Source organism: Psychrobacter sp. UBA6291 (genome assembly GCF_002439405.1).
Classification (GTDB): Bacteria; Pseudomonadota; Gammaproteobacteria; order Pseudomonadales; family Moraxellaceae; genus Psychrobacter; species Psychrobacter faecalis.
On sequence record NZ_DJUD01000027.1, the window covers coordinates 1 to 26,445 of the forward strand.

Annotated in this window: 22 protein-coding genes; 2 read left to right on the plus strand and 20 right to left on the minus strand. The window is 39.2% G+C overall.

Annotated features, from left to right (window positions below; translation table 11 throughout):
- Positions 1–256 precede the first annotated feature (256 nt).
- From B3R91_RS04910 to B3R91_RS04980, 15 genes are all read right to left on the minus strand, one after another.
- The gene (locus B3R91_RS04910; RefSeq protein ID WP_286796698.1) at positions 257–1,663 is read right to left on the minus strand and encodes a mannose-1-phosphate guanylyltransferase/mannose-6-phosphate isomerase; all 1,407 of its coding nucleotides are present in this window, start codon (positions 1,661–1,663) and stop codon (positions 257–259) included.
- Positions 1,664–1,693: 30 nt separating this feature from the next.
- Positions 1,694–2,578, minus strand: coding sequence for a glycosyltransferase family 2 protein (locus B3R91_RS04915; RefSeq protein WP_286796699.1), 885 nt, complete (start codon positions 2,576–2,578; stop codon positions 1,694–1,696).
- On the minus strand, positions 2,575–3,675 hold the full coding sequence (locus B3R91_RS04920; protein ID WP_286796700.1) for an EpsG family protein: 1,101 nt from the start codon (positions 3,673–3,675) through the stop codon (positions 2,575–2,577). The genes B3R91_RS04915 and B3R91_RS04920 overlap by 4 nt, the downstream gene beginning before the upstream one ends.
- A 6-nt stretch (positions 3,676–3,681) precedes the next feature.
- Entirely contained in the window at positions 3,682–4,623 is a 942-nt protein-coding gene (locus B3R91_RS04925; RefSeq protein ID WP_286796701.1) for a glycosyltransferase family 2 protein, read from the minus strand.
- 2 nt (positions 4,624–4,625) lie between these two features.
- Positions 4,626–5,756 (minus strand): glycosyltransferase family 4 protein, encoded by a 1,131-nt coding sequence (locus tag B3R91_RS04930; RefSeq protein WP_286796702.1) that lies wholly within the window; start codon positions 5,754–5,756, stop codon positions 4,626–4,628.
- Entirely contained in the window at positions 5,746–7,128 is a 1,383-nt protein-coding gene (locus B3R91_RS04935) for a glycosyltransferase (RefSeq protein ID WP_286796703.1), read from the minus strand. The genes B3R91_RS04930 and B3R91_RS04935 overlap by 11 nt, the downstream gene beginning before the upstream one ends.
- 11 nt (positions 7,129–7,139) lie before the next feature.
- Entirely contained in the window at positions 7,140–8,303 is a 1,164-nt protein-coding gene (locus B3R91_RS04940) for a glycosyltransferase family 4 protein (protein WP_286796704.1), read from the minus strand.
- Entirely contained in the window at positions 8,300–9,460 is a 1,161-nt protein-coding gene (locus tag B3R91_RS04945) for a polysaccharide pyruvyl transferase family protein (protein ID WP_286796705.1), read from the minus strand. Before B3R91_RS04945 ends, B3R91_RS04940 begins: the two co-directional genes overlap by 4 nt.
- 2 nt (positions 9,461–9,462) lie before the next feature.
- Positions 9,463–10,965 carry a lipopolysaccharide biosynthesis protein gene (locus B3R91_RS04950; RefSeq protein WP_286796706.1) on the minus strand — a complete coding sequence of 501 codons (1,503 nt, stop codon included), beginning with the start codon at positions 10,963–10,965 and terminating at the stop codon, positions 9,463–9,465.
- Positions 10,966–10,970: 5 nt separating this feature from the next.
- On the minus strand, positions 10,971–12,008 hold the full coding sequence (locus B3R91_RS04955) for an NAD-dependent epimerase/dehydratase family protein (protein WP_286796707.1): 1,038 nt from the start codon (positions 12,006–12,008) through the stop codon (positions 10,971–10,973).
- Between the two features lie 23 nt (positions 12,009–12,031).
- Positions 12,032–13,309 carry a Vi polysaccharide biosynthesis UDP-N-acetylglucosamine C-6 dehydrogenase TviB gene (tviB, locus tag B3R91_RS04960; protein ID WP_286796708.1) on the minus strand — a complete coding sequence of 426 codons (1,278 nt, stop codon included), beginning with the start codon at positions 13,307–13,309 and terminating at the stop codon, positions 12,032–12,034.
- A gap of 64 nt (positions 13,310–13,373) precedes the next feature.
- On the minus strand, positions 13,374–15,335 hold the full coding sequence (locus B3R91_RS04965) for a polysaccharide biosynthesis protein (protein ID WP_286796709.1): 1,962 nt from the start codon (positions 15,333–15,335) through the stop codon (positions 13,374–13,376).
- Between the two features lie 52 nt (positions 15,336–15,387).
- The gene (locus B3R91_RS04970) at positions 15,388–17,652 is read right to left on the minus strand and encodes a polysaccharide biosynthesis tyrosine autokinase (RefSeq protein WP_286796710.1); all 2,265 of its coding nucleotides are present in this window, start codon (positions 17,650–17,652) and stop codon (positions 15,388–15,390) included.
- Between the two features lie 45 nt (positions 17,653–17,697).
- On the minus strand, positions 17,698–18,129 hold the full coding sequence (locus B3R91_RS04975; RefSeq protein WP_068404123.1) for a low molecular weight protein-tyrosine-phosphatase: 432 nt from the start codon (positions 18,127–18,129) through the stop codon (positions 17,698–17,700).
- A 19-nt stretch (positions 18,130–18,148) separates the two neighbouring features.
- The gene (locus B3R91_RS04980; protein ID WP_286796711.1) at positions 18,149–19,222 is read right to left on the minus strand and encodes a polysaccharide biosynthesis/export family protein; all 1,074 of its coding nucleotides are present in this window, start codon (positions 19,220–19,222) and stop codon (positions 18,149–18,151) included.
- 367 nt (positions 19,223–19,589) lie between these two features.
- Between B3R91_RS04980 and rluB the strand changes: the two genes are divergently transcribed.
- Positions 19,590–20,516, plus strand: a complete 927-nt coding sequence (gene rluB, locus B3R91_RS04985; RefSeq protein WP_286796712.1) for a 23S rRNA pseudouridine(2605) synthase RluB — start codon at positions 19,590–19,592, stop codon at positions 20,514–20,516.
- Between the two features lie 107 nt (positions 20,517–20,623).
- On the opposite strand, the gene B3R91_RS04990 is transcribed toward rluB, so the two are convergent.
- The 3 genes from B3R91_RS04990 to B3R91_RS05000 form a co-directional block, all read right to left on the minus strand.
- Positions 20,624–21,181: a hypothetical protein gene (locus B3R91_RS04990; RefSeq protein WP_286796713.1), complete on the minus strand. Its 558-nt coding sequence runs from the start codon at positions 21,179–21,181 to the stop codon at positions 20,624–20,626.
- A gap of 68 nt (positions 21,182–21,249) precedes the next feature.
- A complete protein-coding gene (locus B3R91_RS04995; protein WP_286796714.1) occupies positions 21,250–21,903 on the minus strand; it encodes a hypothetical protein in 654 nt (217 codons plus the stop codon).
- A 323-nt stretch (positions 21,904–22,226) separates the two neighbouring features.
- Positions 22,227–22,997 (minus strand): hypothetical protein, encoded by a 771-nt coding sequence (locus B3R91_RS05000; RefSeq protein WP_286796715.1) that lies wholly within the window; start codon positions 22,995–22,997, stop codon positions 22,227–22,229.
- A gap of 193 nt (positions 22,998–23,190) precedes the next feature.
- On the opposite strand from B3R91_RS05000, the gene B3R91_RS05005 reads away from it, so the two are divergent.
- On the plus strand, positions 23,191–23,793 hold the full coding sequence (locus B3R91_RS05005; RefSeq protein ID WP_286796716.1) for a LysE/ArgO family amino acid transporter: 603 nt from the start codon (positions 23,191–23,193) through the stop codon (positions 23,791–23,793).
- Between the two features lie 85 nt (positions 23,794–23,878).
- Here the strand turns inward: B3R91_RS05005 and B3R91_RS05010 are convergent, their stop codons facing one another.
- On the minus strand, positions 23,879–25,261 hold the full coding sequence (locus tag B3R91_RS05010; RefSeq protein WP_349681529.1) for an NAD(P)/FAD-dependent oxidoreductase: 1,383 nt from the start codon (positions 25,259–25,261) through the stop codon (positions 23,879–23,881).
- Between the two features lie 335 nt (positions 25,262–25,596).
- Positions 25,597–26,238 (minus strand): MarC family protein, encoded by a 642-nt coding sequence (locus tag B3R91_RS05015; protein WP_082894251.1) that lies wholly within the window; start codon positions 26,236–26,238, stop codon positions 25,597–25,599.
- Between the last annotated feature and the right edge of the window lie 207 nt (positions 26,239–26,445).

The following is a 26,445-nucleotide window of genomic DNA, read 5'->3' on the forward strand; positions in this document are numbered from 1 at the left end:
ATGGGATGGTCGGATGCTTACTCTTGATATTGAATACTCCTTATTATACAGAGGAATTGCTATAGAAAATTTCATTATTAAGTCCATGGTTTGTTACTAGTATACATATTAGTTTAAAAGATACTTTAGAATTATGCTCATAGCGGATGGTAATCATTCATAATTTATTTTAGTAAGTCTATACTGATTAAATTATGTATTTTTGATAATTGAAGTAGATGACTGTTATTGCTAAATAATAATATTTAATTATAGTTTAGACTCTTCCATATTCATCCGACAATCGAACGATGTCATCTTCATCTAAATAGCTACCAGACTGTACTTCAATCATCTCTAGCGGAATCTTGCCCGGATTTTCTAGAGAATGAATGCTGCCTATGGGTATGAATGTTGATTGGTTCTCTGTCAAAATGAACTCTTTATCATCTATTTGAACTTTTGCAGTACCTGATACAATAATCCAATGTTCTGCTCGGTGATGATGAAGTTGTAGTGATAGCTTTTCTCCAGGCTTAACGCTTATGCGTTTAACTTGATAACGGTAACCCGAATCAATACAGTCATATTTACCCCAAGGTCTATAGACCTCTCTATGTAATACCACCTCTTTACGACAATCGGCTTTTAATTCGTTAACAATTTTCTTAACATCTTGAGTAGTATTTTTGTTTATTACCAAGACTGCATCTTGGGTGTCAATAACTACAGTATCTTTCAATCCTGACATCACAACCAGTTTACTATTCGCGTACCCAAAGCTATTACTACACTCTTGGAATAAAACGTCTCCTTTTTTAACGTTTCCATGATTATCTTTATCAGAAATTTCCCACAGTGCGTCCCAAGAGCCTACATCACTCCAGGTAGTATCTAATGGTATTAATGCAGCATCTTGAGTGTTCTCCATTACAGCATAGTCGATAGAGTCTGAAGGTGATTTTTTAAATTCCTCTTCATTAATTCTAATGAAGTCCAGATCCTGGTAACTAGTGGAGATTGCGTTTTTGCATGCAGCTAATATACTAGGTTGGTATTTATGGAGCTCTTCAAGATACCTCTTAGCCCTAAACATAAAGATACCGCTATTCCAGTAATAGTCACCCTCGGTAATGTATTGTTTAGCAAGATCTAAGTTAGGCTTCTCTACAAACTGTGAAACTGAAAAGCCTTCTGTATTCGCAATATTTGATCCAACTTTGATATACCCGTAACCTGTTTCAGGATGGGTAGGAGTTATCCCAAAAGTCACAAGCTTTCCTTGCTTAGCCAAAGGTAGTGCTCTGCTTATAGCATCATTAAATGCCTTTGTATCAGGTATTGAATGATCAGCAGGGAGTACCAACAATATAGTATCTTCCGGGTTTTTCAGCGTATGCAATGCTGCAAGCGCAACAGCAGGCGCTGTATTTTTTACAATAGGCTCTAAGAGAATATTTGAATCTAGGTTGAGAGCTCTTAATTGCTCAGCAACGATAAATCGATGCTCTTCATTACAAATAACCATGCTAGATTCATAGTTCAAACCCTCTAAACGACTAAATGTAGTTTGTAACATACTCGAGTTACCAAGCAATTTCAAAAACTGTTTAGGATATGATGAACGAGATAGAGGCCATAAGCGACTACCAGTACCACCAGCAAGTATTATTGGGGTTATCATAGGATGTATCTCTGATTGTTTAATTAGTTATTATGATTTATTTAACTTATCGACCAACTTTTGCTTATTAAGAATTGATAGAATTTGATCTTTGGTATACATAATTAGACCTAGAGGTGCATAAGTAAGAGGAGCATTAAATTTTTCGTTCTGATATTTTTTAAATAATCTAAAGCGCCACCAATTTACAGCGGCTCTATGTTTATTTGATGAGAACAAAGGATAGGTTTTATACATTGATTTATATACGAATAACGTAGAATTAAAGCAGCGATGTCGATTAATAATGCTATTGTCACTTAGGCCATCAGGCAGATATTTGCATACATATCCACCGTAGTTTATAAACTTTGTTTTACCAGTTGTTCCAAGCCATAGATACATTGGTGCTTCAGCCATAAAGTTTTCATTTTTAAACTCGGGGAATGAGAAACCCTGTAATGCAGACTTTCTAATTAAGTCAGCTTTATCTCCAGTAACTTTTCCTTTTGAAAAATCAAGGTAGCTTTCACGAGACTCTATATGCTTTGTTCCGATAACACTGTCATCTTCATAGACTTTCAAAGTGGATAGAGAGTTGTAGGATTCGTCAAGCTTTGAGCTTTCTTTTACTAGAAAGTTAACCATATCAGGTTTTAGCCAGTCATCACTATCGACAATTAATATCCACTCGTATTTAGCTTCACGGAAGCCAACATTAAGAGCCGAATGTTTGCCTCCATTATGTTTTTTAAGGTAACGAATATCTATTAAAACCTCTTCTTTAAACTCTCCAATTAGCTTTTCGGTTTGATCTGTACTCCCATCGTCTATGACTAACCATTCAAGATGTTTATTAGTTTGATTTAATAATGAGTTATAAAGCTTTGGTAAAGTATGTACTCGATTATAAGTTGGTGTCAGTATGGTTATCATTGAAAATATCCCTTTGTATAAATCAAAATCAATATGCTGTAGGTTAAAAGCATTAAAGCGACAAAGATATTACTATATTTTTTTGTATTTATTATTTGATACAGTATATAAGGTATTAAAAACCATGAAAATGCTGCGACTCTATCTGAAAAAGGTATAAATGACAGTAAAAAGTAGCCACTGGCTAATAAGCAGTATATTTTTAGAAAATGATACTCCCGATTAGCATTTAGCTTGGGTGGTCTTAATAATAAGAAACAAGCAATAGGTAGGACTGTAAATATTGCAAAGTCTAACCTAAAGCCAGTTCGATAGTTTAAGCTTTGATAGTGTGCACCTGAGGTAAATGTATCGTCAAAGTACTCATCAAAACTTAAGCTTTCTACAATACTAGCTGGTAAGATAGATCTGACAACTGGCTCTACTAAACCTAATATTGATAGGCTTATACACAGCATGAGTATCGCTATACTCCACATTATAGAGCGATGTCTAAACCAGTAGCGCCATGCTACAAATGCAACTATAGCTATCCAAAATGAGTTATGAAATAACGTAGCAATAAAGAGTAACAACAATCCTTTAATTGGTTTAGATTTATCTAAGCCGATTAAACAGCTATATCCCCAAAGCATAAATCCAAAAGCGATACCTTGTTTAAATCCACTACCTAGATAAGTGAGATAGAATGGGTATAGCAGGTATAGCATGAGGAGCGTAGAGGAGTCAGTTTTACTGTACTTCTCACGAAACGCTAAATAAAGGGGAATAATGCATAATAGATATATTATAGAGAAAAAGAACTCAGATTTAATACTAACTAATGACACAATCCAATTAAGTAGAGTAAAGCCGATAGGCCCTTCGTCAGTCAGAAGTTGGCTAAAGCTCAACGTTGATATGTCCTCAAGGCCTCGCATGTATCGCCAAGGGTCACCTGCAGGCTTGCGAAAGGAAAGCGTAACCCACAACCATAGCACTGTAATAAAGGTATATAACAACATACCTGCTTTTGCAGCTTTATTACTCCGATTTGAGTAAAGCAACAAAAAGGTCGCACAGATAATGCTGTAAAAGCTAAAGTGAAAAAGAATCACAATCTATTAACTCTCTTTCAGGCTGTCAAGGGATATTTCTACTGCCTCAAGCTGAGTGTTTAAAGCAGGCATTTTTGCGACTTTTCTGCCTTTATTCAGTCCTTTTAGCGTAGCAAAAAAGGGTCGAGGGCTTTTATCTAGTTTACTATAGGATACGCCAAGTAACAACGAACGTATTAGAGAAGTAGGCCAGTAAATAGGCGCAAGGTGTCTGAATACTAAAATAGCTCTATTATGACCTAAGCCGTACATATATTTAGGCCAATCGTTAGGCACACGACATCCGCCCATAGGAGCAGCAAGATGGGTCAGATGAGCCTTTGGCTCAAACCAAGCTTTAAAACCTGCTTTCTTTAGTCTTAGTGCAAAATCTGACTCTTCATACAGTGCAGCACCAGTACTTAAAGCTTCATCAATGCCTCTAATGTCTTGAAATGTGCTTTTAAGGATAGAGAAGTTTCCGCCAGGTGCGTGACAACACCAACCCGGCTGCTTAGATGAATAGTTTCGTATAGCAGTACCAGTCCACTTCCTAAAAGAACCAGGCTTAGCTTTTGATATGCTATCTCCTTTTAATTCTGTTATACCACCAGCTATTAGCTGGGCACCACTTTTTAAATGCGCATCATAATGGTTTTTGACTAGATTAGTATCGCATCGTATGTCATCGTCAATGTATAGCAATATATCTTTAGAAGCTTTTTGAGCACCAAAGTTACGCGCTTGAGGTAAGCCCTTAAACTTAGCTTTAAAATAACGATGCGGTACTGTTGATTCCGACATTAACTGAAGCGCTTTATTATTAACTTGTTCCGACTGATCGACAACGATTATTTCAAAGTCATCAAAATTTTGTTGGAGAATATCGCTGATAGTATCTATCAACACCTCTGCACGATTAATAGTAGGAATAATGACGGAGACACCATTAGGCTTGTTTGTAGGCATTATTAATAATTCTCCAAAATATGAATAAGTTGTTTTGAGTAGTTATACCAAGAAGCATCTGTTTTTGCTCGTTGTTGTCCTATTATTCCTTGTTTAGCAAATAGCTGAGGATTATTTATTAATAACTTCATATACTTGCTAACTTCAGCTGGGTTATCTTGTTCGATTAGCCAGCCCCCTTGTTCAGGTATTATGGCATCAGAGATACCGCCGGCATTAGTACCGATAACTGGGATACCTGCAGCTTGTGCTTCTAAAAATACCATGCCAAAGCCCTCAACTCCTCGAATCATCTTATCTTCTCTCGTGCATAGAATAAAAAGATCGGAAGCTTTATATAAGATAGGTAAGTCGCTATCCTGAACAAAACCGGCCCATGTGATACAGTCATTCAAATCCAAGCTTTCAGCTAATTTTTTTAGGTCATCTAGATAGGAGCCTTTACCAGCAATTACATAATGAATTTGCTGTCTTTCAGACTTAGATAGGTTAGCTAAAGCATGCAGTACAGTATCATGACCCTTGTATGCGTCAATTCTAGAAATACTAAGTATTATTTTTTTATCAATAGGAAGATTGAGTTTTTCTCGAGCTTCTCGTTTAGATATATCAATATCAAATCTTTTATAATCTACACCTGGATTGAGAACTTCAGTTTTAATACTTGAGTCAATATCAAGTACAAGTTGCTGAGTATATCTGCTATTACAAATGACACAGCGAGCGGATTTTAAAACTCTCTTGCGAAGCTCAGATTTTATTTTAAATTTAACAGAGTCGGGGTAGGACATTACCTCATTTCCGTGAGCTAGTATATATAAATTTTTCCGCCGTAAGCTGTAGGCCACAGTCGCTTCTGAGTTCCAAACTGTAGTAATTAGAGTTCTATCCCTCTGTGTGTTTAAAAGATACTTAGCTAGGCCTATTTCACGAAAGCCTTTTTTTCTAGGCAACTCATGAGTAGGAATATCTGGACGTTGTAATATATCCTTAGATTGCGTCATTTCCAATGTACATAAATCTATATTATGCCCTTGATTGCTTAGCTCTTGGCAAAATGAAGCAGTAAGGCGACTGATACCGCCATCATTGGGTGGGTAGTCGTAGCTCAAAACAGTAATATTACTTTTCATTTTCTATCCTGATTTCATCAAATATTTTAGCGAAAGATGCAACCTGTGAACTTGCTAAGTAACGCTTCTGATACTCTAAGTTTTCATTTGTTAGGCTATTATCTATTAGCCATTCTTCTATATCTTTCGCTTCACTTTTGGCATCATCACCTTTGAGGAAAAAACCATTACCAGCTTTCGATAGCTCTTTTCGGGCCTCACTAGAGTCTGGTACATAAGCAATGACAGGCGTGCCAAGAGCTATATAATCAACCATTTTAGCGAAGTTGGTCCACCAATATCGGCTCTTGCCGGGAGCCAAAATGCATGCTGTTGAAGTTTTTATTAGTTTATAAAGTGATTTTTGAGGCATATGGTCTTCAAAAGTTACCCTAACATTCCAATTTGAAATATTGGATACAATAGTTTCAATAATTGGTTTGTTGATTTCTGCTCTTCCTATAAATTTAAGTTCAACGTCTCCATCTAAGTTGTGGAGTTCATTAATAACTTCTAATATATAAGAGCTTTGCTCTGGCATAACCTCGCCGGCAAATATAATGTTTTTTGTCTTAGTAGAGTTATCAGGAGTAGACATCGGTAAATATTCATCATCTAAACCTGTGGGTATAAATGTATATCTTTCTTCTGGCAAATTATAAATATCAGAGAAAATAGATCTATAAGCTTCAGAAAGACCAGTTATGCGATCTGCCTGATTAAGAGTGTTAGTAATTAGCTTATTTTGTAATAATTGACCTATGTAGTTGCTTGCTGTGTTTTTATAACCATAGCCACAAGGATCCCTAAAGTCTGCTAACCATGCAATATCTAAATCTTTCTTAAGCTTTGAAGCTAATGTTAAGTGACTATAAGGATTTGCTGTTGTATACATGATATTAATATCATATTTTTTTATCAGTTCTTTAGCAGTACTAAATGAAGCCAAAGCCCATGTCCAGTATGCATCAGGTATATTATATAGATAGTCAACTGTAGAGCCATATAGAGAGGATAGAGTCGTTCTAATTAATCCAGATCTAGATGGCTGTTTTGAGAGTTTCAAGGTTCTTGAGACTTGAGTATTATTTAATTCTTGCTCATGTTTGGTCGCGGAGAAGGTTCTATCACGCCCGCCAAGCTGCATACGAACTCCGCGCAAACTTGGCTCCATATAATGTGTACGGATAATTTCTACACAGTCAGGCAGCTCTTTTAATAGGTCGTCATCGCTATTGTAAAGGTAATTAATATCTGTCGTTAGAATAATAGGTCGGTACCCATACTTCGGTAGGTATTTAGCAAGTTTATGAACACGAAACATGGCTGCATGTGACTGAGGTGCAAAAAAAGGTGTAATGATTAGAATGGGTATAAGAGTATTATCTTTCATTATTATTCTACCTAATTATCTAATAAGGCTTGATATGTTTCTAGATTTTTAGCTAAGAATTGCTGATAGCTGAAACTCGAACTTATCTTATCGAGTGCATTCTTTGCTATAAACTCTCTCTTAGTCTCAGAGCTAGCTGCTTTTCTAATTGAACTTATGATAGTGTTTGGATCTTTTGGGTCGCATAGCCAACCATCAACTTCATTATTTATTAATTCAGGACCGCTAGACATATTAGATACAATAACAGGTAGACCTACAGCCATAGCTTCAAGCGGAGCTAATGCAAAAGCTTCAGAAAAGGAAGGAAGAATTGCAAAGTCATAATTTTTTAGTGAGCTAATCAGTTGAGAGTGATCTAAATGATCGATGAAATTGATTGATTCAATGCTATCTCCTAAAATATTAGTAATAATAGTCTTATTAGATGAACCATTTTCAAATACATCTTTCCCTACAAATTCTAGTTTCCATTCAGGGTTTCGGGCTATAAAATCCCGCCAAGCTTTAGCTAAAGGAAAAACCCCTTTTTTTTCAGCTAAAGATCCGAAGTAAATAACCTTTTTTTGTAGTTGATAATCAGACTTAATGTGCTTGCTTAAGCCTACTGTCTCGACAGAATTATAGATAACATCTATGTTGTTAGTTAAAGAAAAAAGAGTTTTAGTTTGATCAGCTGTATATTTGCTGACGGATATTATTTTGTCTGAATGTCTCAGTTGATGACCTTCAAGAAAACTAATAGATTTCGAGGGGGTAGTGTTACGTTCATTACTGAAATAAGTATGACTACCATGCAACCTGGTGACATTCTTCTTAGCTAATCGAGGTAGAAAAGCAGCCGGAGCTTCGAAATCTGGAGCTTCGATTATATCAATCGGATGCTTTAGAGATAGTTGTTTTATTTCTTTAAATAAAGATAGTCTGTTTTTGATAATACCTTTTACACCAGATGTAGATGGAATTCTAATGACAGTAACGCCATTAGTTACATCTATACTCCTTTTTTTTATATCATTATATAAACCTATAACATAAACTTTGTTTCCTAAATTAGTCAGCCCTTCTGCTAGTTTTTTTGTAAATACACCGATACCACCTGTTAATCCAGGCGGGTACTCATTACATATATATATAATATTCAAAATAAAATCCCCAATTATTGTATGGCTCATTTCTCAAATAAGTTATCTAATACTTTATAAATTTCTTTTTTTACTTCATAAGTATTACTCATGCAATTTGATTTGCTCTCAAGGAAGTACTTGAAGTTCTCAAGTATCTCCTTGTTATTGCAAACCCACTCCAGTGGTTCATAGCAGTATTTATCATCTAAGCCAAAATTTTGATACAAATGCTTGCATTTATATGCATATGCCATAGAAAATATTGATTTACCAGAGATTAAACTAAAAACATGAGCATGGAACCTCGTAGCTACAACCTTGTCAAAACCTCCGATTGTTTTGAGGAGTTTGTCAGGATTAATTTCATACGGTAGTATTTCATCGGCATAGGATTTAAATAACATTCTAGATAAAATATAGTCTTCAAGTGTGAATGATACTATAGTAGTTTTGAACTCATATTCCTTTGCAAGTTGAATCATGCTTTTTATGTTTTTAATATATGAGATAGGAATTTCTTTATAAACTTCAGACTCTCTTGGTAAATTTTCTCTATACCATTTACTGGGCTCTAACTCTTGATATAAATCTGTTCTTGAAACAGTTATTAATGGAGCAAAAACGTTGAAAGCTAATGTTTTTTTATCATATTTCTTAGAATCGTCACCTTCTATAAGAAAAGCTAAATCGTTGTGTATATGAATATTTTTAATATTCAACGTTTTTAGACTTTTATACGAATCATCGCTTCGTAAAGAAATAGCTTTGCAGCTTTTAAGAAATTTTAAATACTCATTCGTAAGGGAGCTGGTATCAAGCGATCCTGAAACACCGACTAAATAAATATTTTTATTTAAACGATTTAGCTCAGAGAGGTTATGCTTTATAGGCGAGGTATCGTGTGTTGTTAAAATACCACCTCCTCCTAAAACGAGGCTGTTGAACCTAATAAATCTTAGATACTTAAGCGCCTTAAAGCTAACTACTGCATGGGTTTTTCCTCTATCAGAAAAGTATTGGCTTAAGCCTTTCCCTAGAGCGATATCTCCAATATTGCTCGTGTTGTAACATCCAACTATTAAATAATCTACTTCATGAGCTAGAGCATTGGCGATTGAATAATAGTCATATATTTTTATTTTTAACCGATTTAGTAGAGAGTGAGCTCTTAGTGAATAAGGAATTTTATTTTTTACTAATTTCATTTTTAGCTCTTTAATATTTTTAAACTTTTAAGAATGTCTTTCATAAGCTTCTTAGCGAAAAGATACAGGTATAAAACATATGAGATGACACCTGATATTATCTTTATAATCAGTATGCTAATCCAACTTAAGTAGTAATTATTAAGTAATATATCTATTAAAGAAACAGTGATGCCCATTAACAACAATGATAGGGCTATTGGTGTGAGAGTCTTTAACGAGTATTTAAATGATATATTAGCTACATTATGTGCATACCATAAAGATGGGAAAAAGATGATTATTCCCATTACTATTCCATATGTCTGAGCTATTCTGACGCCTCCGCCAGATATGGCAAAGAAAAAACTTATTGTTAGTAATACACCACTAATTAAAGTTAGCCATAAATAGTGTTTAGCTTTTCCTACGGAGGTGAAGAGCCAACCAGTAGTGTTAAATAAAGGTTGAGTAATACTTGCTATGCTTAACCATAGTAAGATAGGTACCACAGGTTGCCATTGCTTTCCATATACTAACATCACCATTTCATCTGCAGTGAGAGCTAGACCTAGAGCCATAGGGCAACCTACTAAAGCAATTAGGACTAAAGCCTTTCGATAAGCATTGCCAAAACGCTGTGGATCATCTTGAAAGGCTGACAGAGAGGGGACCATAAGTTTATTTAGCACACCAGCTGCAAGCATACTAGGCAATAACATCAAAAAGTAAGCTCTATTATAGTATCCAAGTTCTTCTGCGCCCCAATACTTCCCGATCAACACGCTATCAAGGTTTCGAGCCATATATATTAATAAGCCGTTTAAAGCCAAAGTACCGCCAAAACTTACTAAGCTTAAGGTATCGACATTTCGCTTAGGTGCATACAAACTGATTTTGCTCATGCGAATAGCTAACACTGCTCTGAAACTACTACTGGTTAAACCTTGAATTACTAAAGCCCAATAGCCCAGACCAGTATAGGCAGCGTACAAGGCAGCAATAGCGCCTGCAATAATTGATAAGACCTCAATTTGTGCAACCGCCTTATAATTCATACTACGGTTTAACAGCGCTATCGGCTGAGCAGCAAGTCCACTCAGTAAAAACCCTGCACCAAGCACAGCAGTAACTGCAGTTAGCTTGGGTTCATCATAGAAGCTAGCTACTAGGGGTGAAAAGAATATGCAGATAACCCATAAAAACAGACCTACAAACAAGTTTATCCAAAACAAATTACTAACTTGTATTTTGCTTAGAGCCTGACGCTGTATCGTTGCCCAGCTCAACCCCATATCTGAAAAGACCATCAGAAGAGCAGTTAACGTAGCAACCATGCCGATTAAACCAAAGTCTTCTGGAGTTAATAGGCGCGCCAATACAGCGGTAGTTCCGAGGCTTAGTATATTACGTGCAATAATCTGTAAGGCTGTCCACTTAACGCCTTTACGTGCCTTCGAGCCTACTTCATCCTTACTAACATGGCTTACTTTGCCAGAGGATTCTTTAGTATCATCTTTAGTCATGAGTTTTATCGCACATTTCTTACATACCAAGCCATTGCTTCATCAATACCTTGAGATATATTGAACTGAGGCTCGTATCCAAGCAAGCTATTGGCTTTACTCACATCGGCTTGGCTATGACGCACATCACCGGGTCTAAAGTCTCGATAAGTCGGCTCTTGCTCGTAGGTTACACCGTTATCTGCTAATGCTGATTTAATCGCATTAAACAGCTCGTTCAGAGTCGTACGATCACCAACTGCTACGTTATACACTTGATTGGTAGCGTCTTCATTTTGAGTTGTTGCTGCTAAAATGTTGGCTTGTACTGTATTCTCGATATAGCAGAAGTCGCGGCTGGTTTCACCATCACCATTGATAAATACCGTGTCGTTTTTGATCATAGCGGCAGTCCACTTAGGGATGACCGCTGCATAAGCGCCGTCTGGATCTTGACGACGACCAAATACATTAAAGTAACGTAAACCAATGCTCTTAAATCCATAAGAGCGAGCGAATACATCAGCATAAAGCTCATTTACATATTTGGTAACTGCATAAGGAGATAACGGCTTACCAATTTTATCTTCTACTTTAGGTAGGCCAGGGTGATCACCGTAAGTTGAGCTACTGGCGGCATAAGTAAAGCTTTTAACTTCTGCATCGCGGGCAGCGGTCAACATGTTTAAGAAGCCTGAGATGTTAACTTCATTAGTCGTGATAGGATCAGCAAGCGAGCGGGGCACAGACCCTAAAGCGGCTTGATGCAGTACGTAGTCTACGCCTATACATGCTGCCTGACAGTCATCTAGATTACGAATATCGCCTTCTATAAAGGTAAAGTTCTGCCACTGATCTTCATTTACCAAACCTTGTACTTCATCTAGATTATGCTGAAAGCCAGTCGCAAAGTTATCTAGACCGACTACTTTTTGATTTAGTAACAATAGCTCTTCTAGTAAGTTAGAACCAATGAATCCGGCTACCCCAGTAATTAACCATGTTTTTGGCTCGTTAATTAATACTTTTTGAACTTTTTCATATACAGTTGACGTCATAACCATTACTTTCCGTATTTTCCATAGATTTATAGGCGGATATCAGTGTCTTCTTTAGTGAAAACATACTTTAAATCGTAAAGCACGTGTTCATTCTTGCCAAGCGCTCTAATCTGCTCTACACCAAGCTCGACGAACTCATTATGCGCGACCGCTAAGATGATACCATCATAGTTATTTACAGCGGGCTTGCTGATAGGCGTCACATTATATTCACGCTCAGCTTCTGCTTTATCTACCCAAGGGTCATAGACCTCGACCTCGATATTATATTCTTCTAGCTCATGGACAATATCGATGACCTTGGTATTACGCACATCGGGGCAGTTTTCTTTGAAACTCAGCCCTAAGACCAAAACTTTTGCCCCTTCAACTTGAATACGCTTTTTAATCATTGTTTTAACCAGCTGTGTGACCACATACTCACCCATGCTGTCATTCAAGCGACGACCAGCCAATATAATCTCTGGGTTATAGCCAATCGCTTGCGCTTTATGTGTCAAGTAATAAGGGTCTACACCGATGCAATGACCACCGACGAGGCCTGGACGAAACGGTAAAAAGTTCCACTTGGTGCCAGCCGCTTCTAAGACTGCTTGGGTATCGATACCCATTTTATTAAAGATAACGGCTAATTCATTAATTAAGGCAATATTGACATCTCTTTGGGTGTTTTCAATCACCTTTGCCGCTTCCGCTACTTTAATGCTTGCTGCTTTATGAGTGCCGGCAGTAATAATTAAATTGTATACTTCATCGACAAAATCAGCGACTTCAGGTGTTGAGCCTGCCGTTACTTTTAAAATATTGGTAACCCGATGTTCTTTATCACCCGGGTTAATACGTTCAGGACTATAACCGGCATAAAAGTCTTGATTGAAAGTTAATCCAGAAACTTTCTCTAGCACCGGAATACAAACTTCTTCTGTGGCACCCGGATAGACGGTCGATTCATAAACCACAATATCGTCTTTTTTAAGTAGACTACCGATAGCTTCTGAGGCTTTAATTAAAGGCGTAAGATCAGGCTGTTTATAATCATCGATAGGCGTCGGTACCGTAACAATAAAAAAGTTACAATCGTTAAGCGCTTGTATATCGGAGCTATAATTCAAATGCGATGCTTGGGTCAGCTCTTCATCACTGACTTCCAAGGTATGATCTGTACCTGCACACAGAGCTGCTATACGACTGGCATTGATATCGAAGCCTACTACTGGCAGATGCTTACCAAACTCAACGGCTAAAGGCAGACCTACATAACCAAGCCCGATAACCGCTATTTTTATATTTTCGATATCTAGCATAATTTTCCTTTGTTCATCTAACCAATTTCAGTTGAAGAGTAGTATTTAGGGTGCTTATTAATAGCTATGCAGCTTTGGATCCTTCTTGATAGCCTGCTACAAACTGCTTGAATTGCTGCTTTAGCCAAGGGACATCAAACTCTTTTTGTTTTTCGTTCAACTCAAACAATACAGATTCAAGCTCATCCAATGCAAAGTGGTGTTCTAGCGCTTGCATGATAAGGGGATGATCAGTTGATTCAACATTATCTTCACCGATGATGAGCTCTTCATAAAGCTTTTCTCCATCTCTAAGTCCAGTGAAAATCACTTCGATATCACCTTCAGGATGGGCAGCATCTTTAATATCAAAGCCACTTAAGTGAATCATTCGCTGCGCTAAATCGACAATCTTAACTGGTTCTCCCATATCGAGGACAAACACTTCACCACCTGATGCCATCGCGCCCGCTTGGATAACCAAATTTGCCGCCTCTGGAATCGTCATAAAATAACGAGTCACATCAGGATGGGTGACCGTAATCGGCTTACCTTGTTCTATTTGCTTAGTAAATAAAGGCACAACAGAGCCTGACGAGCCAAGGACATTACCAAAACGCACCATACTAATGCAGGTTTGGCTATCTGCTTGGCTTAGCGCTTGGCAAACCAACTCTGCCAAACGTTTAGATGCGCCCATCACATTGGTCGGCCTTACCGCTTTATCGGTCGAAATCAATACAAAGGTTTCGACATTGGCTTTGATGGCCGCTCGCGCACAGTGATAAGTGCCTTTGGTATTATTAATCACACCTTCAAAAGGATTATGTTCTACCATTGGCACATGTTTGTAAGCGGCAGCATGATAAACCGTTTGGATATTATAGAGATTTAGTATTCTGAGCAGGTTCGACTCATTGGTGACGTTGCCAATGACCGCGACGATTTTAATATCTTGATACGCTGGCGTATTGGCTTGTTTGACGGTTAGCTCTTGATGGATACTATAAAGCGCAAACTCGGATAGTTCATAAAGGACGAGACATTTGGGCTGGTTTTTAATTACTTGACGGCATAGCTCGCTACCGATAGAGCCACCTGCGCCCGTCACTAGCACACACTTATCTTTAATATTCATCTGTAGCAGTTTCGTGTCCGGCTCGACGGTTTGGCGATCTAAGACATCTAGAATATCTACCTTACGCATGCTACTGACGGTCACCTTTTCGTCAGCAATTTCCTCTAGGCTTGGTAGCTCTTTGATTTTTATGGCAATGCCTGAGAGTTTATCTATAATCTGGCGTTTTTGCGCGCGGCTGATAGAAGGAATAGCTAAAAATACTTGTGCAATATCAAGCGACTCTACTAAGCTTACTAAATCATGGGCAGGATAAATCTTTTTACCCAGTAAATAAGCGCCCGTAAGCTGTGGGTCATCATCAATAAAGGCCACGACATTGTATTTATGCGAGTTTCTAAGACCTTCTAATAAATCTCGACCAGCCTCTCCGGCGCCGTAAATAACAACATTATCATAAACACCATCATCTTTGAGGCGAGGCTGCGCTCTACCGCTCCAGCGCATCAAAAGCTCACGAATAGTAAGACGACTATTCCATAACCAAATAAAGAAGAAGAACAAAAAGATGATGGGAACGGAGCGCGGTATATCCTCTGAAGGGTTTAAATAAATGATAATCTCATAAATGATCATGAGCACAAAGAATAACTTTGCCACACTACCCATGACCGTATCTAAAAAGCCACGCGCTACGCCTTTATAGAAACCAACGATATATAAACCGATGATAGGAAGCGTGGCATAAGATAACAGTATGACCGGGTTTATATGATGAGCGATATTACCATAACGTAAAGACAAAGCTAAAAACAGACAAACTGACGATAGTACCAAATCTGTAGTGAGCAAAATCGCTCGCTTAATACTGCGAGGCAATGACAACAAGTATTCGGCTATACGCTGTAACCAACCAGTTTTACCGTTAAGTGATGGATAATCACTTGACGGTTTTGAATTTGTAGACATAACACTCAACCACTTAAAAACGTGAATTTTGGTAGAAGCTCCAAAAAATCAATTACTGGTTATCGCCATAAGCATAACTATAGTGATAACTATACTTGCTCATAATGCCTTGTTGTACATCGTTGAGAATGATGCCGTCGACTTTTATATTGGCTTTATTCATCTGATTGACAGCATAAACCAATTGTCCTTCTATCGAATCGTCGTATCTAGTAACCATCAAGACCTTATCAGCGTGCTGCGCTAGTATCATGGCATCAGAAGCGGCCAATACTGGCGGCGAGTCGATCATAATATAATCATAATGCAGGTTTAGTTCTGCCATCAAATGATTAAAACTACCATTTGCTAATAATGAAGCAGGGTTACGCGGATGCTGACCTCGCGGCATAAAGTCAATATTATCGATACCAGTCGGATGAATAAAGCTTGCGAGATTACTACTCTCTTGACTGGTAACAACTTCTGCAATTTGAGCATTAGCTTTTGATAAATGCGTAAAATCCTGCGATAAATAGTCCGCTAAACCATTATCTTGACTCATGTTAAACATTCTATGCAATTCACCCAAACGCATATCAGCATCTATAATCAGAACCTTCTTGTCTAATTGAGCAAACACTTCTGTCAAATTGGCAGAGATAAAGGATTTACCGACAGCAGGGCTTTCACCAGTAATAAGGATGACTTTGGCGCGCTGGCCTGCCCGCCCTTGCACTGGCATGCCAAACATCAAGTTGGTACGTAAGCTTTTAATGGCTTCATAGCTCAAACTGTTGTTATCGACATACGCCAATAAACGATTGGGCGCTTTCTTATTCTTACGCAGTCTTGTCAATAGTGGCGAACGTGGAATCGTTGCTACTACAGGGACGCCTGTTTTACCCTCAATACGCTCAGGGTCTTTGACCACATTTCTAAGCATATTTTTAAGCAGTACCAGCATCGTTCCAAGCATCGCTCCTAACAGCATGGCCAATATCATAATTTGCAATTTCTTTGGTGCAATGGCCTTATAAGTACTGATAGGCAAATCGATGATACGGGCGAAACCAATTTGACCCGCTTTAACGATTTTTAACTGTTCATAGTTTTTAAGTAGCGTCAGATAGATCTCTCTATTAATCGTCGTGTCAGCTGACAGTTGTAAAAACTCTCTTTGTATTTCAGGTAAACCGGCGATAGTATCGTCTATCTCATTTTTTCTAGCATTAAGTACCGCCAGTTGCTCATTGATCTGGACAACCAAAGGGTGCTCTTCTGTGTAGTAAGTCGTGAGATCCGCTTTTTTAAGCTTCAATTCATTGAGTTGGGCATCGATTTGCGAGTTTTCTGTCAATAACAACTCTGCTTCTTTGCCTACATCAATAGTGCCGTACTTTTTACGGAAATCATTAAATACTGCTTCAGAGTCTTCCAGTTTTTTCTTTAACGTTGGAATCTGAGTTTCCATAAAACTAATGGTTTTAGTAGTTTCTTCGGAACCACGCGACTGATTTTGATCAATGTAAGATAAGACAATTTGTTTTAATATCAAGCTGGTTTGTTGCTGATTGGCACCCGTCATAGATAGCTGAATAATGCCTGTCTGCTTACCTTTTTCAACCACAGATAGGGCACTATTTATCTGATCAGTCGTGGTTTGAAGAGATTGCTTAGTGATATTAACCGAGTAGCCATCAGCGGGTAGATCATCAACTTTAATTTGAATCTGACCATCTGTGCCTTTAAATAAATGCGCCTTACCGATCTGACCTTTAAAATCGTCAAAACCATTAGTTAACACAAATCCTGACGCGGAGCGTGTCAAGGTAAATGCCCGATTTAAATACTCTTGCGAGACATTAAATTGGCTGATCTCGACCTCACCATCTTCGGTTTTAAGAGAAACACCTTCCGGTTTATTTATTTGAGTATCCGTACTATTGCTCTTGATTCTATCCAACGCGCCAATATTAGGATCGGACAAACGAATTCGTAGATGTAACAAATTAACCACTGGCTCTAAGATCATACGCGATCGTATCAGCTCTGCTTCTGCTTGGGCTTTACTGACTTCAGAGCCAATCAGCCCAGAAATATCCGCACCTAATGCGGCAACGCCCTTAGAATTCTCTTCAATTTGAATCAGTGCATCCGACTTAAAAGTAGGATTGACGTATCTGCTATACAAAATCCCTATTACCAACCCTAATACAGCAAAAAACACGATGACTTTCCAGCCACGCAAAATGGCAAACAGTAGCGCCATAAGATCAATTTCATCGTTATCTTCTTTGGAAGCAGCATTTGATAAGTTCTTTGAATCTGTATTCATAACTGTATGGTCATCACTTAAGGTTAATCGTTTAATAGCAGCTATTTAGCTAATTTTATCGGCCCACTGTTCTAGGCTAACAACAATATCTTGATATGCTGTCTGAAACGCACTCATCTCATGTTTATAGGGGTCGGCAATATCTTTGTCTTGCCAATGACCGAGCTTAAAAGTCTTACCGCGGCAAAACGGCCAGCGCTCTTCGATCCATTTGGTCTGGCTGTCTGACATAGTAAAAATCAAATCCGCTTTTTTTGCCAAACCCTCATCGATTTGTTTGGCGACATGATTAGTGATATCTATTTCTTGCCCTGCCATAATCTCTAGCGCGGCAGGATCTGCAGAGTGCCCGACTAAAGCCCCCACCCCTGCAGAATCGATATTTTTATGAGGGTAACGTTGTTTTAATAACGCTTCTGCCATGGGACTACGGCAGATATTACCGACGCACACCACTAAAATATTATCAAATGCCATAATAATTATTACCTACGATTTATAAGCTTGAGAGCGATCTGACGGCTGACGTGGAAGGTAGAATGGCGCTGATAACACGATTCCAACGCGTTAAGCCAGTTGGGTCAACATAAACAATATCATTCGGGTGCATCTCGAAACGATTGGCTAGCGCAAAGCTAGTAATGGCCTGCATATCTACATAGTAAATATCTGTTGCTCGTGTATTTAAATTATCACGAACCACATATATTTTAGCCGCATTTGCCGTAGCAGAATTAAGCCCTCTAGATTCACCCAAAACCTGCGCCAAACTAATACCTTGCTCTAAAATAGGCACTGGCTCTACTTGACCGAACTCACCCAAAACATATACTTTATTACGGTCTTGGCTATTGACATGAATAGAGTCACCATCCTGTAAATATATTTGGTTGGCTGATAGGCCCATTTGGCGTAACGACTGCAACCCTAAATTATAACTTTTTCCTCGGCGGCTAAGCACTATATTATTCGAGTCCCCGGTAACCGTTGCTCCACCTGCCATAGAAATTGCACTGTATAGAGATACTGGTACATCAGCAATAGCAAACTCGCCCGGTTGTTTAACCTCACCATCAATAAAGAATTTATTGCCACGATAGTTAACGATTTTAACCTGTGGGTCTGAATACTTAAGATAACGTTGCAGTTGTTTCTGTAAATTGGCAGTAAATTGTGGCACGCTCATGCCACTGGCTTTAATACGACCTATTAGAGGGAATTGAATAAAGCCTTGTTGATCAACTGTCAGACTTGATGTCGATGCATTAATATCCGGATAATCAATAAGGGTAACGCTTATGATATCCCCTTGCTCAATACGATATTCTACTCGCCCGGAGGTTTTGACTAAAGTATACAAATCATTATCAGTAACAATCGCTTGCTTAGGCGGCAAAGTAGCTAGATTTAACGGTTGCACATTAAACTGTAAACCATTGTCAGCGATAAATGTCCCACTAGGTGGTAGTTCACCTGCTTGTAGTCCAGCATTGATACTAGAGCAACCCGTGAGCATGCTAATCACAAGTACAGACGCCACACTTAATAGCTTTGATGAATTGAAAAACATAGAGAAACCTTTATAAATCACATATATAAGCAGCGTCTAGCAATGAGCACAATTGAGACAACCATACTAAAAAGTTACACCAACCATAAAAAAAGCAAAGCCATAATAACATAGGTGGTTAAATAGTGAATAATAATAGGCTATTTTTGGCAAAAATTACGCAATAGTAACAATTAGTTTATATTCATTTCTTATGAAGCTTTTAATTTTTAATGTTAATTAGGGATACTTAATAAAGCATCATCTACTCGTTAATTACAATAGCCTTAAAAGCTAATCTTAAACATAACTTCGATAAATAGCGTATAATACTCAGTCTAATTTTATACATTGAGAAATGTAAACCCACCGAAACAAGGATATCGTTATGAAAGATGAAAAACTGCAAAAAGCACTCGCCCGCATGGGACTGGGCTCACGTCGTCAGATGGAAGAAGTCATTAAAGCAGGTCGTGTGACCGTTAATAATGGACCCGCAACCATCGGCGACCGCGTCGAACAAGGCGATGAGATCCGTGTTGACGGTCGTCAGATCAAATATACGGCTGAAAATGAAAAGCGTCGTCGCGTTTTAGCTTATTACAAACCTGAAGGTGAAGTTTGCTCGGCTAATGATCCAGAAGGTCGTCCAACGGTTTTTGAACGTTTGCCAAAACTGACTCATGATCGCTGGGTTATGGTTGGGCGCTTGGATATTAACTCGACTGGTTTGTTGTTATTTACCAATGATGGCGAGATGGCGCATCGCTTAATGCATCCGTCTAGCGAAGTGACACGCGAATATGCTGTACGGGTACTTGGTGAAGTAACTCCTGATATCGCGCGTACGCTAACGGCTGGCGTCATGTTAGAAGATGGCATGGCACAGTTTGAAGATATCAAAGAAGGCGGCGGTGAAGGCGTCAATAAATGGTATCACGTCAGACTAAAAGAAGGTCGAAATCGCGAAGTGCGCCGATTGTTTGAATCGCAAGGTCTTAAAGTGAGCCGTCTATTGCGTACGCGTTACGGGTCGATTGCGCTGCCAAAAGAGCTGCGTACTGGACGCTTCTTAGAGCTGGATAAAAAAGACATCAATACCTTAACCGATTTGGTGAGCTTACGCCCGCGTCACGGTACTGGTTTGCATGGTGCAGCTAAAGAAAAGCAAGAACGTATCAAAAGCAAGCCGCTCAAAGCGCGCCGTGTTGACAGTCGTAGCGATAACCGTCCTAGCAGTGCAAAACCTAAAAGCAGTGGCAGTCCTGCCGGTCGCGGTTCACGTAATACTCGTGATCGTAACAACAAGCGTTAATTTATTAGGGATTAATCCTAGTTGATAAAAAGCGGTCAATGATTGATTCATTGACCGCTTTTTTATGCGTTTTTATGCGTTTTTTAAAAATATCACTAACTTGAGGCTTAATCGTCATGACTATGAATATAATTTTTCATCACTCGTAACTCTTGTAGATGCTGCTCTTCCATTCGCTCTAATAACCCATCTAAGCGCTGCTCAATGTTGTCCAATACCTCTTGTAATAGCCTACTCGCCTCAGTCTGCTTCTGTCCATTTTTAGTACGATTGCTTATATTGATATTTGCTAAATGATAATGACTGGCCAACATTTCAGGTAAGCGGGTATGCAGCATTTTATGTAAAACAAATTGTTGCTCGTTAATGGCTGAAGTTACATCTTGCGCTTCTAACTCGTTTTGGTAGTTGTGATAATTGGCTACCTTTTTATCAATGTGCTGTAATTGTCGTAGCTGCTTATCCGATAAAGCTTCTAGATGTTTTTTATTTAAATTTAACTGTTGCCAATTGAGAGAAGTTAACAACAGGGGAGCATTACTATCTTGATAGGTCAGCACGCCTGGAGTAATGCCGACCATTTTATGCAATGCGTGCCAGCCCTTTCTACCTAAATAAAAGACGCTGACAGTAGTAACCACACCAACGCCTATTAATATACTCATGTCACTTTACTCTTCTTTAAACCTATTTCAGCATAAACATTTAAACTTGGGATATTATTATTCCTCATTTATAGCTTAATATTTTCTATATCAGTTTCTTTATTAGCTGGGTTTTCAATTGCTTGGACTTCAACAGCGCTATTATCAATTTGTTGTAGTCTAGAGTTGCTGGTTGGATTACTAAAACGCTGCTGCAAGTATCGATTGGTTGCCAGCAACTTTTGCCCATCTTGATGATAGGAGGCATTAAGCAAGTCATCAAACTGGGTATTAATCGTCCTAAGCACTTCTAATAGCGCCTCTTTGCCCGTGACATCAGAATGCTTAATTTTCGTGGTATCAGCAAGGGCGCCGTTCCCGACATCTAAGTCATGCAAGCGGCGATAATCGGCTACCGCTAGTGGCACATGCCTATCCATTAAATTTTGAATCATAACGTAGGTTTCGTTGACGGCATCTTTATCATCAATTTTACCATCGTTATTGGTATCGCCATAAATAACTCGCAGCTTTTCGCCTTTATCATTGATTTGATCGAGCGCTGTTTTGACCTCAACTGGCAAGCTTTTTTCAGGGATATAACCCAATTGCGGCATCGCTTTATACTCAAGCATTTTGGGCGCCGTGACTTTTTTGATACCACGATATCCAAGGTACAACCCAGCTGCTGGCAGCACGCCATATAAAATAAACATCACGAACATCGCAGTCAGTTGGGTCATTTGGGTATCCTTGTTGTTTAGCAGAAATGATTGGCAAATTTATTGTTATTTTCGATAATACTTAATCATTATTATTAAACAAAAAAATAAGGCTGTATTAAAGCCTTATATTGTTATGTATTGCGCCGATTGTGTTTATAGTTATTTTCAAACAAAACAGAAACATGAAATTTTTACGCGACACTGGAATAAACTTTCCTAGCTTGCTGTGCCTGCGCCGACAGAGGCTGCGAAAAATTCATTCCAGTGTCTCGGTATCGTCTTTATACTGAACTCACAATGACAATACTAACGACTTTTAAATAATCCTCGTTAAATTCAAGTTAGCTTTGGGTACGGCTTTTGACATAACGATGGGTGGACGCAAGACGATTCATCACCGTTTGATGTAATTCTTCTAATAACTCGTCAAGCTCGTAATCGATGTCTAAAAACAAATCCGTGAGCATATCGCCAGCGGTCATTTTCCCTTGGACGACATTATTTTTAGTACGATGCGGGCTAAAACGTTGCAGCTGCTCATAGTGATGTAGCGCTTCAGGGATACTTTCGGACACTAACTTATCAATGACAAACTGGCGCTCATTATGTTGCTGCTGTTGCTCGTCATTGAGCTCGCTACTCCATTCACGGTAACGCTTTAGCTTACTATTAATCCGGTCTAATATGGCGACCGCTTCAATCGGCATGGCATTTAGGGTGGCTGCATCGACCACATCAACAAGCTCAGTCATAATCGGACAGCGTCCATGTTTAAGATACCATAAGGTATCTGGGTCAAAAGGAGGTCTATTGGTCGGGCGCATTTGGGCGCGATTGGCTAGATAGCGATCGGTCAACGGCGTCGGCGTGCGGATATCATTCACTTGCGCTAAGGCATCACAAATGCGCTCGCTACGCTGCGGCTCGCTAAGCGAAGAGTTGGCAGCTGAGGTATGCATGTTTTCTTGGTTATCGCTACTATCGCCATGCTTATTTGCATTATTAGAAACTTCTTTAGCGGCAGCTTGCTGAGCATTTTTGGCAGCGATGGTTGGCAGGTCATCCTGGGCTTGCCCGAACGACTGTAGCATTCTTGTCAGACTTATGACCATGACCTACCCTGCTCCTCGCTTATTCTTTATTCATTGCTGACTAATATTTCTGAATAGTACTGATGACTTGGTAGCATCTATTGCAGCAAACACATTGCATTCGACTATTTTATCCCTTATCTTAACAGCTTTTTCGGGCGCTGCCAGTAAGCAAACGTCACCGTTTCGATTGTTAAAGGATAAGGCCATTATCATGAACTTCACCGATTATAGCGCCGGGTTTTTGCTTGGTTTATCCTTGATTATCGCCATTGGTTCACAAAACGCCTTTGTCCTCAAACAAGGACTGAAACGCGAACACATATTTTTCGTCTGCTTATTTTGCGCCATCAGTGACGCGGTTTTAATTTCTGCTGGTGTCGCTGGCTTCGGTGCGGTCACAGCGCACTATCCACAAGTTGTGAACATCGCTAAAATTGCTGGCGTCGTATTCTTGCTAGGCTATGGATTGCAAAGCTTATATGCTAGCGTACGTCTATCACATGCACTCACTGTCGATGGTCAAGTGGTCACCAGTTTAAAAAAAGCCCTGCTATTATGCTTTGGCTTTACTTGGCTCAACCCGCACGTCTATCTAGATACATTGGTGCTGGTCGGCATGGTTTCAACCGGTGCCAGTAGTAAATTGGCCTTTACAGTCGGCGCGGTCAGTGCATCGTTCTTTTTCTTTTTTGCATTAGGTTATGGCGCGCGCCTGCTCAGACCTTTATTTGCCAAACCAAAAGCTTGGAATATATTGGACGCTTTGGTAGGGTTTTTAATGCTGTATTTGGCTTGGCATTTATACCAAAGCTAACAGCTTGTTTAGTTTATTAACGCTAAAAATGAAAAAACCAAATACGCTATGAAACGTATTTGGTTTTTTATTTATCAGGTTAGACTCAAGAAACTTTTTTGCGCTTTTTAGGTTTAACAAAGGTTAAGTTTAAAAAGTGCTCAAGCGAATCATCGAGAATGTCTAACCATGGCTCCGGCAATTTAGGTGCCGTTGTGCCCGTTAAAGTAGAACTATAAGCCTTTTCTCGAAAGGTCATGATGTTCTCGGCTTTGTCCTTTTGCCATTCTTTTAAAATCTCACCCTGCTTTTCAACAGCAAATTCTGGATAATCGGTGGCATTGGTCAAATCGCGAATATAAGCGGCTTGAAAGTCAATTGAATCACTGACCGTCACACATTTGGCATACGTTGCGAGCCATTTTTGCTCGTCTGCTTCACGCGCTGCCAAATCAGGCAATTCGATATCACCCATTATCACATCACGTGCATACCACGCTTGCGCATCAAACATATTAAAGGTGAAATACTGGTCTTGCATGCCCAAATAAATCAGCTTTGGATTTGGCTGCCAAAAGATACCTTTGTATAAGTTGGCTGGATACAAGCAGTTATGCGTCTGCAAACGTAGCTCATCTGGCATAAACGGAAAATGGAACAAGTAACCGGTGCACATAATGATAGCGTCAAATTTTTGGCTGGTGCCATCGGCAAAGTGCGCAACATCGTCTTCAAAATGCGTCACTAACGGTACTTCTTTTATGCCCTCTGGCCACTCATAACCGAGCGGTTTACTACGATAACTGATGGTCACGGATTTGGTGCCATATTTGTAGCACTGAGTACCAATATCTTCGGCAGAATAGCTACTACCTACTAATAAGATATCTTCATCTTTAAATTCTAAGGCATCGCGGAAATCATGCGCGTGCAAGATACGACCTGGAAAGGCTTCTAAACCTTCAAAATACGGCATATTTGGCGTAGAGAAATGACCCGTTGCTACCACCACGTAATCAAACTCTTCGACTTCTTGCTCATCGGTTTTATGATTCATCACCGTCACGGTGAATTTTTGCGTTTCATCATCAAACGACACCCAGCGTACGGGGCATTCAAAGCGAATATATTTTTGAATATCTTGTTTATCGATACGACCCATGATGTAATCTTTTAGGACTTCACGTGGCGGGTATGATGGGATGGCTTCACCGAAGTGTTCATCGAATGAATAATCGGCAAATTCTAAGCATTCTTTGGGGCCATTTGACCATAAATAGCGGTACATACTGCCGTGCACGGGTTCACCGTTCCTATCTAAACCAGTACGCCAACTGTAATTCCACATACCACCAATGGCGTTTTGCTTTTCATAACATACGATTTCAGGTAAGTCTTTTACCCCGGCTAAACGAGCCGCTTCAAAGGCACGTAACTGTGCCAAACCACTTGGACCCGCCCCTAAAATTGCCATTCTTTTCTTACTCAAAACTGACTCCTATAATATTGTTGTGCTCCTATCATAACATATTTGTATGGATAACGTTTTTAATGCAGACTTTTGGTGATTAATTGGAATTGGTACAAGCATTAGCAAGATATAAAAAGGTGTTACTAAACAACCTTTTAGGATAGGTCTTAGTATTTTTCAGCAACTAGGCAGTTTTGTCTGCTTTAGGAAGTTTTAGCCTTTGGCCCAATAATAAAAAGACCATGTTTTTTTACACGGTCTAAAAGGATACAGTTATATTTTAAAAGAGAAGAGCGTAAAAAAGACAGGTAAGAACCACTAGAGAAGTAAGTGGCAGAAAAGCAAGGTGACAATTACACTAAGTCAGGAAATAAGGTACGTAGGCCGTTAACGATAATCTCGATAGAAACTGCTGCGAGCAACATACCCATAATACGACTCATGATATTAAGTCCAGTATCGCCCAATAAACGACTGATACGACCGGCAGCCATTAGCGCCACATAACAAAATAAGCTGATAAATAAACCAGCAATCAAAATCGCAGAGACTTGCAAAATACCGGTGACCTGTGATGAATAGATAATCACCGTCGAGATACCGCCAGGTCCAATCATCATGGGAATGGCAATCGGAACTACGGCAGCAGCCATCGTTGGCGGCGCACCTTGCAAATGGTCAACATCAAAGTTTTCTTGATCGGGCTTAACCGGGTTACCTTCGCCATTCATCATATTTAGGGCGATTAAAAATACCAAGATACCACCTGCCAACTGGAACGAACCAATCGAGATACCAAGCAATTTAAGTAACGTCTCGCCTGCTAAGGTAAAAAAGCTGATGGTGATAAAAATCGTCAAACAAGCGATGCGCGCCACTTTACGGCGATTATTTAGCGAATAGCCGTGAGTTGAATCCAAAAACAACGTCAAGGCGCCAAAGGGATTAATCAGTACCATAAAGGCTAAGATTATCTTGATAATTTCAGTATCCACTGAGCGCTCGCTTATCTATTGGTCAAATCGGACAAAAGATAAGGTCGCTATGCACAAGTACAGGCAAAGACGACCTTATAATCGGTAGCAGCGGCATTGTAGCATAGCCAGATAAGCCTATTAAATCATTAACTTCGCTTAATGTCTCGTCCTTACCAATTCAATAGCATATCCGTACAAATCTGCCGTTCCAAAAATCTTACTCAA

Coding starts and splice junctions, on each gene's coding strand:
- B3R91_RS04930 (WP_286796702.1), bottom strand. CDS start 5,756: ATGAAAAGTAATATTACTGTTTTGAGCTACGACTACCCACCCAATGAT.
- B3R91_RS05005 (WP_286796716.1), top strand. CDS start 23,191: ATGAACTTCACCGATTATAGCGCCGGGTTTTTGCTTGGTTTATCCTTG.
- B3R91_RS04935 (WP_286796703.1), bottom strand. CDS start 7,128: ATGAAAGATAATACTCTTATACCCATTCTAATCATTACACCTTTTTTT.
- B3R91_RS04975 (WP_068404123.1), bottom strand. CDS start 18,129: ATGGCATTTGATAATATTTTAGTGGTGTGCGTCGGTAATATCTGCCGT.
- B3R91_RS05000 (WP_286796715.1), bottom strand. CDS start 22,997: ATGGTCATAAGTCTGACAAGAATGCTACAGTCGTTCGGGCAAGCCCAG.
- B3R91_RS04940 (WP_286796704.1), bottom strand. CDS start 8,303: ATGAGCCATACAATAATTGGGGATTTTATTTTGAATATTATATATATA.
- B3R91_RS04925 (WP_286796701.1), bottom strand. CDS start 4,623: ATGCCTACAAACAAGCCTAATGGTGTCTCCGTCATTATTCCTACTATT.
- B3R91_RS04955 (WP_286796707.1), bottom strand. CDS start 12,008: ATGGTTATGACGTCAACTGTATATGAAAAAGTTCAAAAAGTATTAATT.
- B3R91_RS04970 (WP_286796710.1), bottom strand. CDS start 17,652: ATGAATACAGATTCAAAGAACTTATCAAATGCTGCTTCCAAAGAAGAT.
- rluB (WP_286796712.1), top strand. CDS start 19,590: ATGAAAGATGAAAAACTGCAAAAAGCACTCGCCCGCATGGGACTGGGC.
- B3R91_RS04965 (WP_286796709.1), bottom strand. CDS start 15,335: ATGTCTACAAATTCAAAACCGTCAAGTGATTATCCATCACTTAACGGT.
- B3R91_RS04995 (WP_286796714.1), bottom strand. CDS start 21,903: ATGACCCAACTGACTGCGATGTTCGTGATGTTTATTTTATATGGCGTG.
- B3R91_RS04915 (WP_286796699.1), bottom strand. CDS start 2,578: ATGATAACCATACTGACACCAACTTATAATCGAGTACATACTTTACCA.
- B3R91_RS04910 (WP_286796698.1), bottom strand. CDS start 1,663: ATGATAACCCCAATAATACTTGCTGGTGGTACTGGTAGTCGCTTATGG.
- B3R91_RS04980 (WP_286796711.1), bottom strand. CDS start 19,222: ATGTTTTTCAATTCATCAAAGCTATTAAGTGTGGCGTCTGTACTTGTG.
- B3R91_RS04945 (WP_286796705.1), bottom strand. CDS start 9,460: ATGAAATTAGTAAAAAATAAAATTCCTTATTCACTAAGAGCTCACTCT.
- B3R91_RS04950 (WP_286796706.1), bottom strand. CDS start 10,965: ATGACTAAAGATGATACTAAAGAATCCTCTGGCAAAGTAAGCCATGTT.
- tviB (WP_286796708.1), bottom strand. CDS start 13,309: ATGCTAGATATCGAAAATATAAAAATAGCGGTTATCGGGCTTGGTTAT.
- B3R91_RS04990 (WP_286796713.1), bottom strand. CDS start 21,181: ATGAGTATATTAATAGGCGTTGGTGTGGTTACTACTGTCAGCGTCTTT.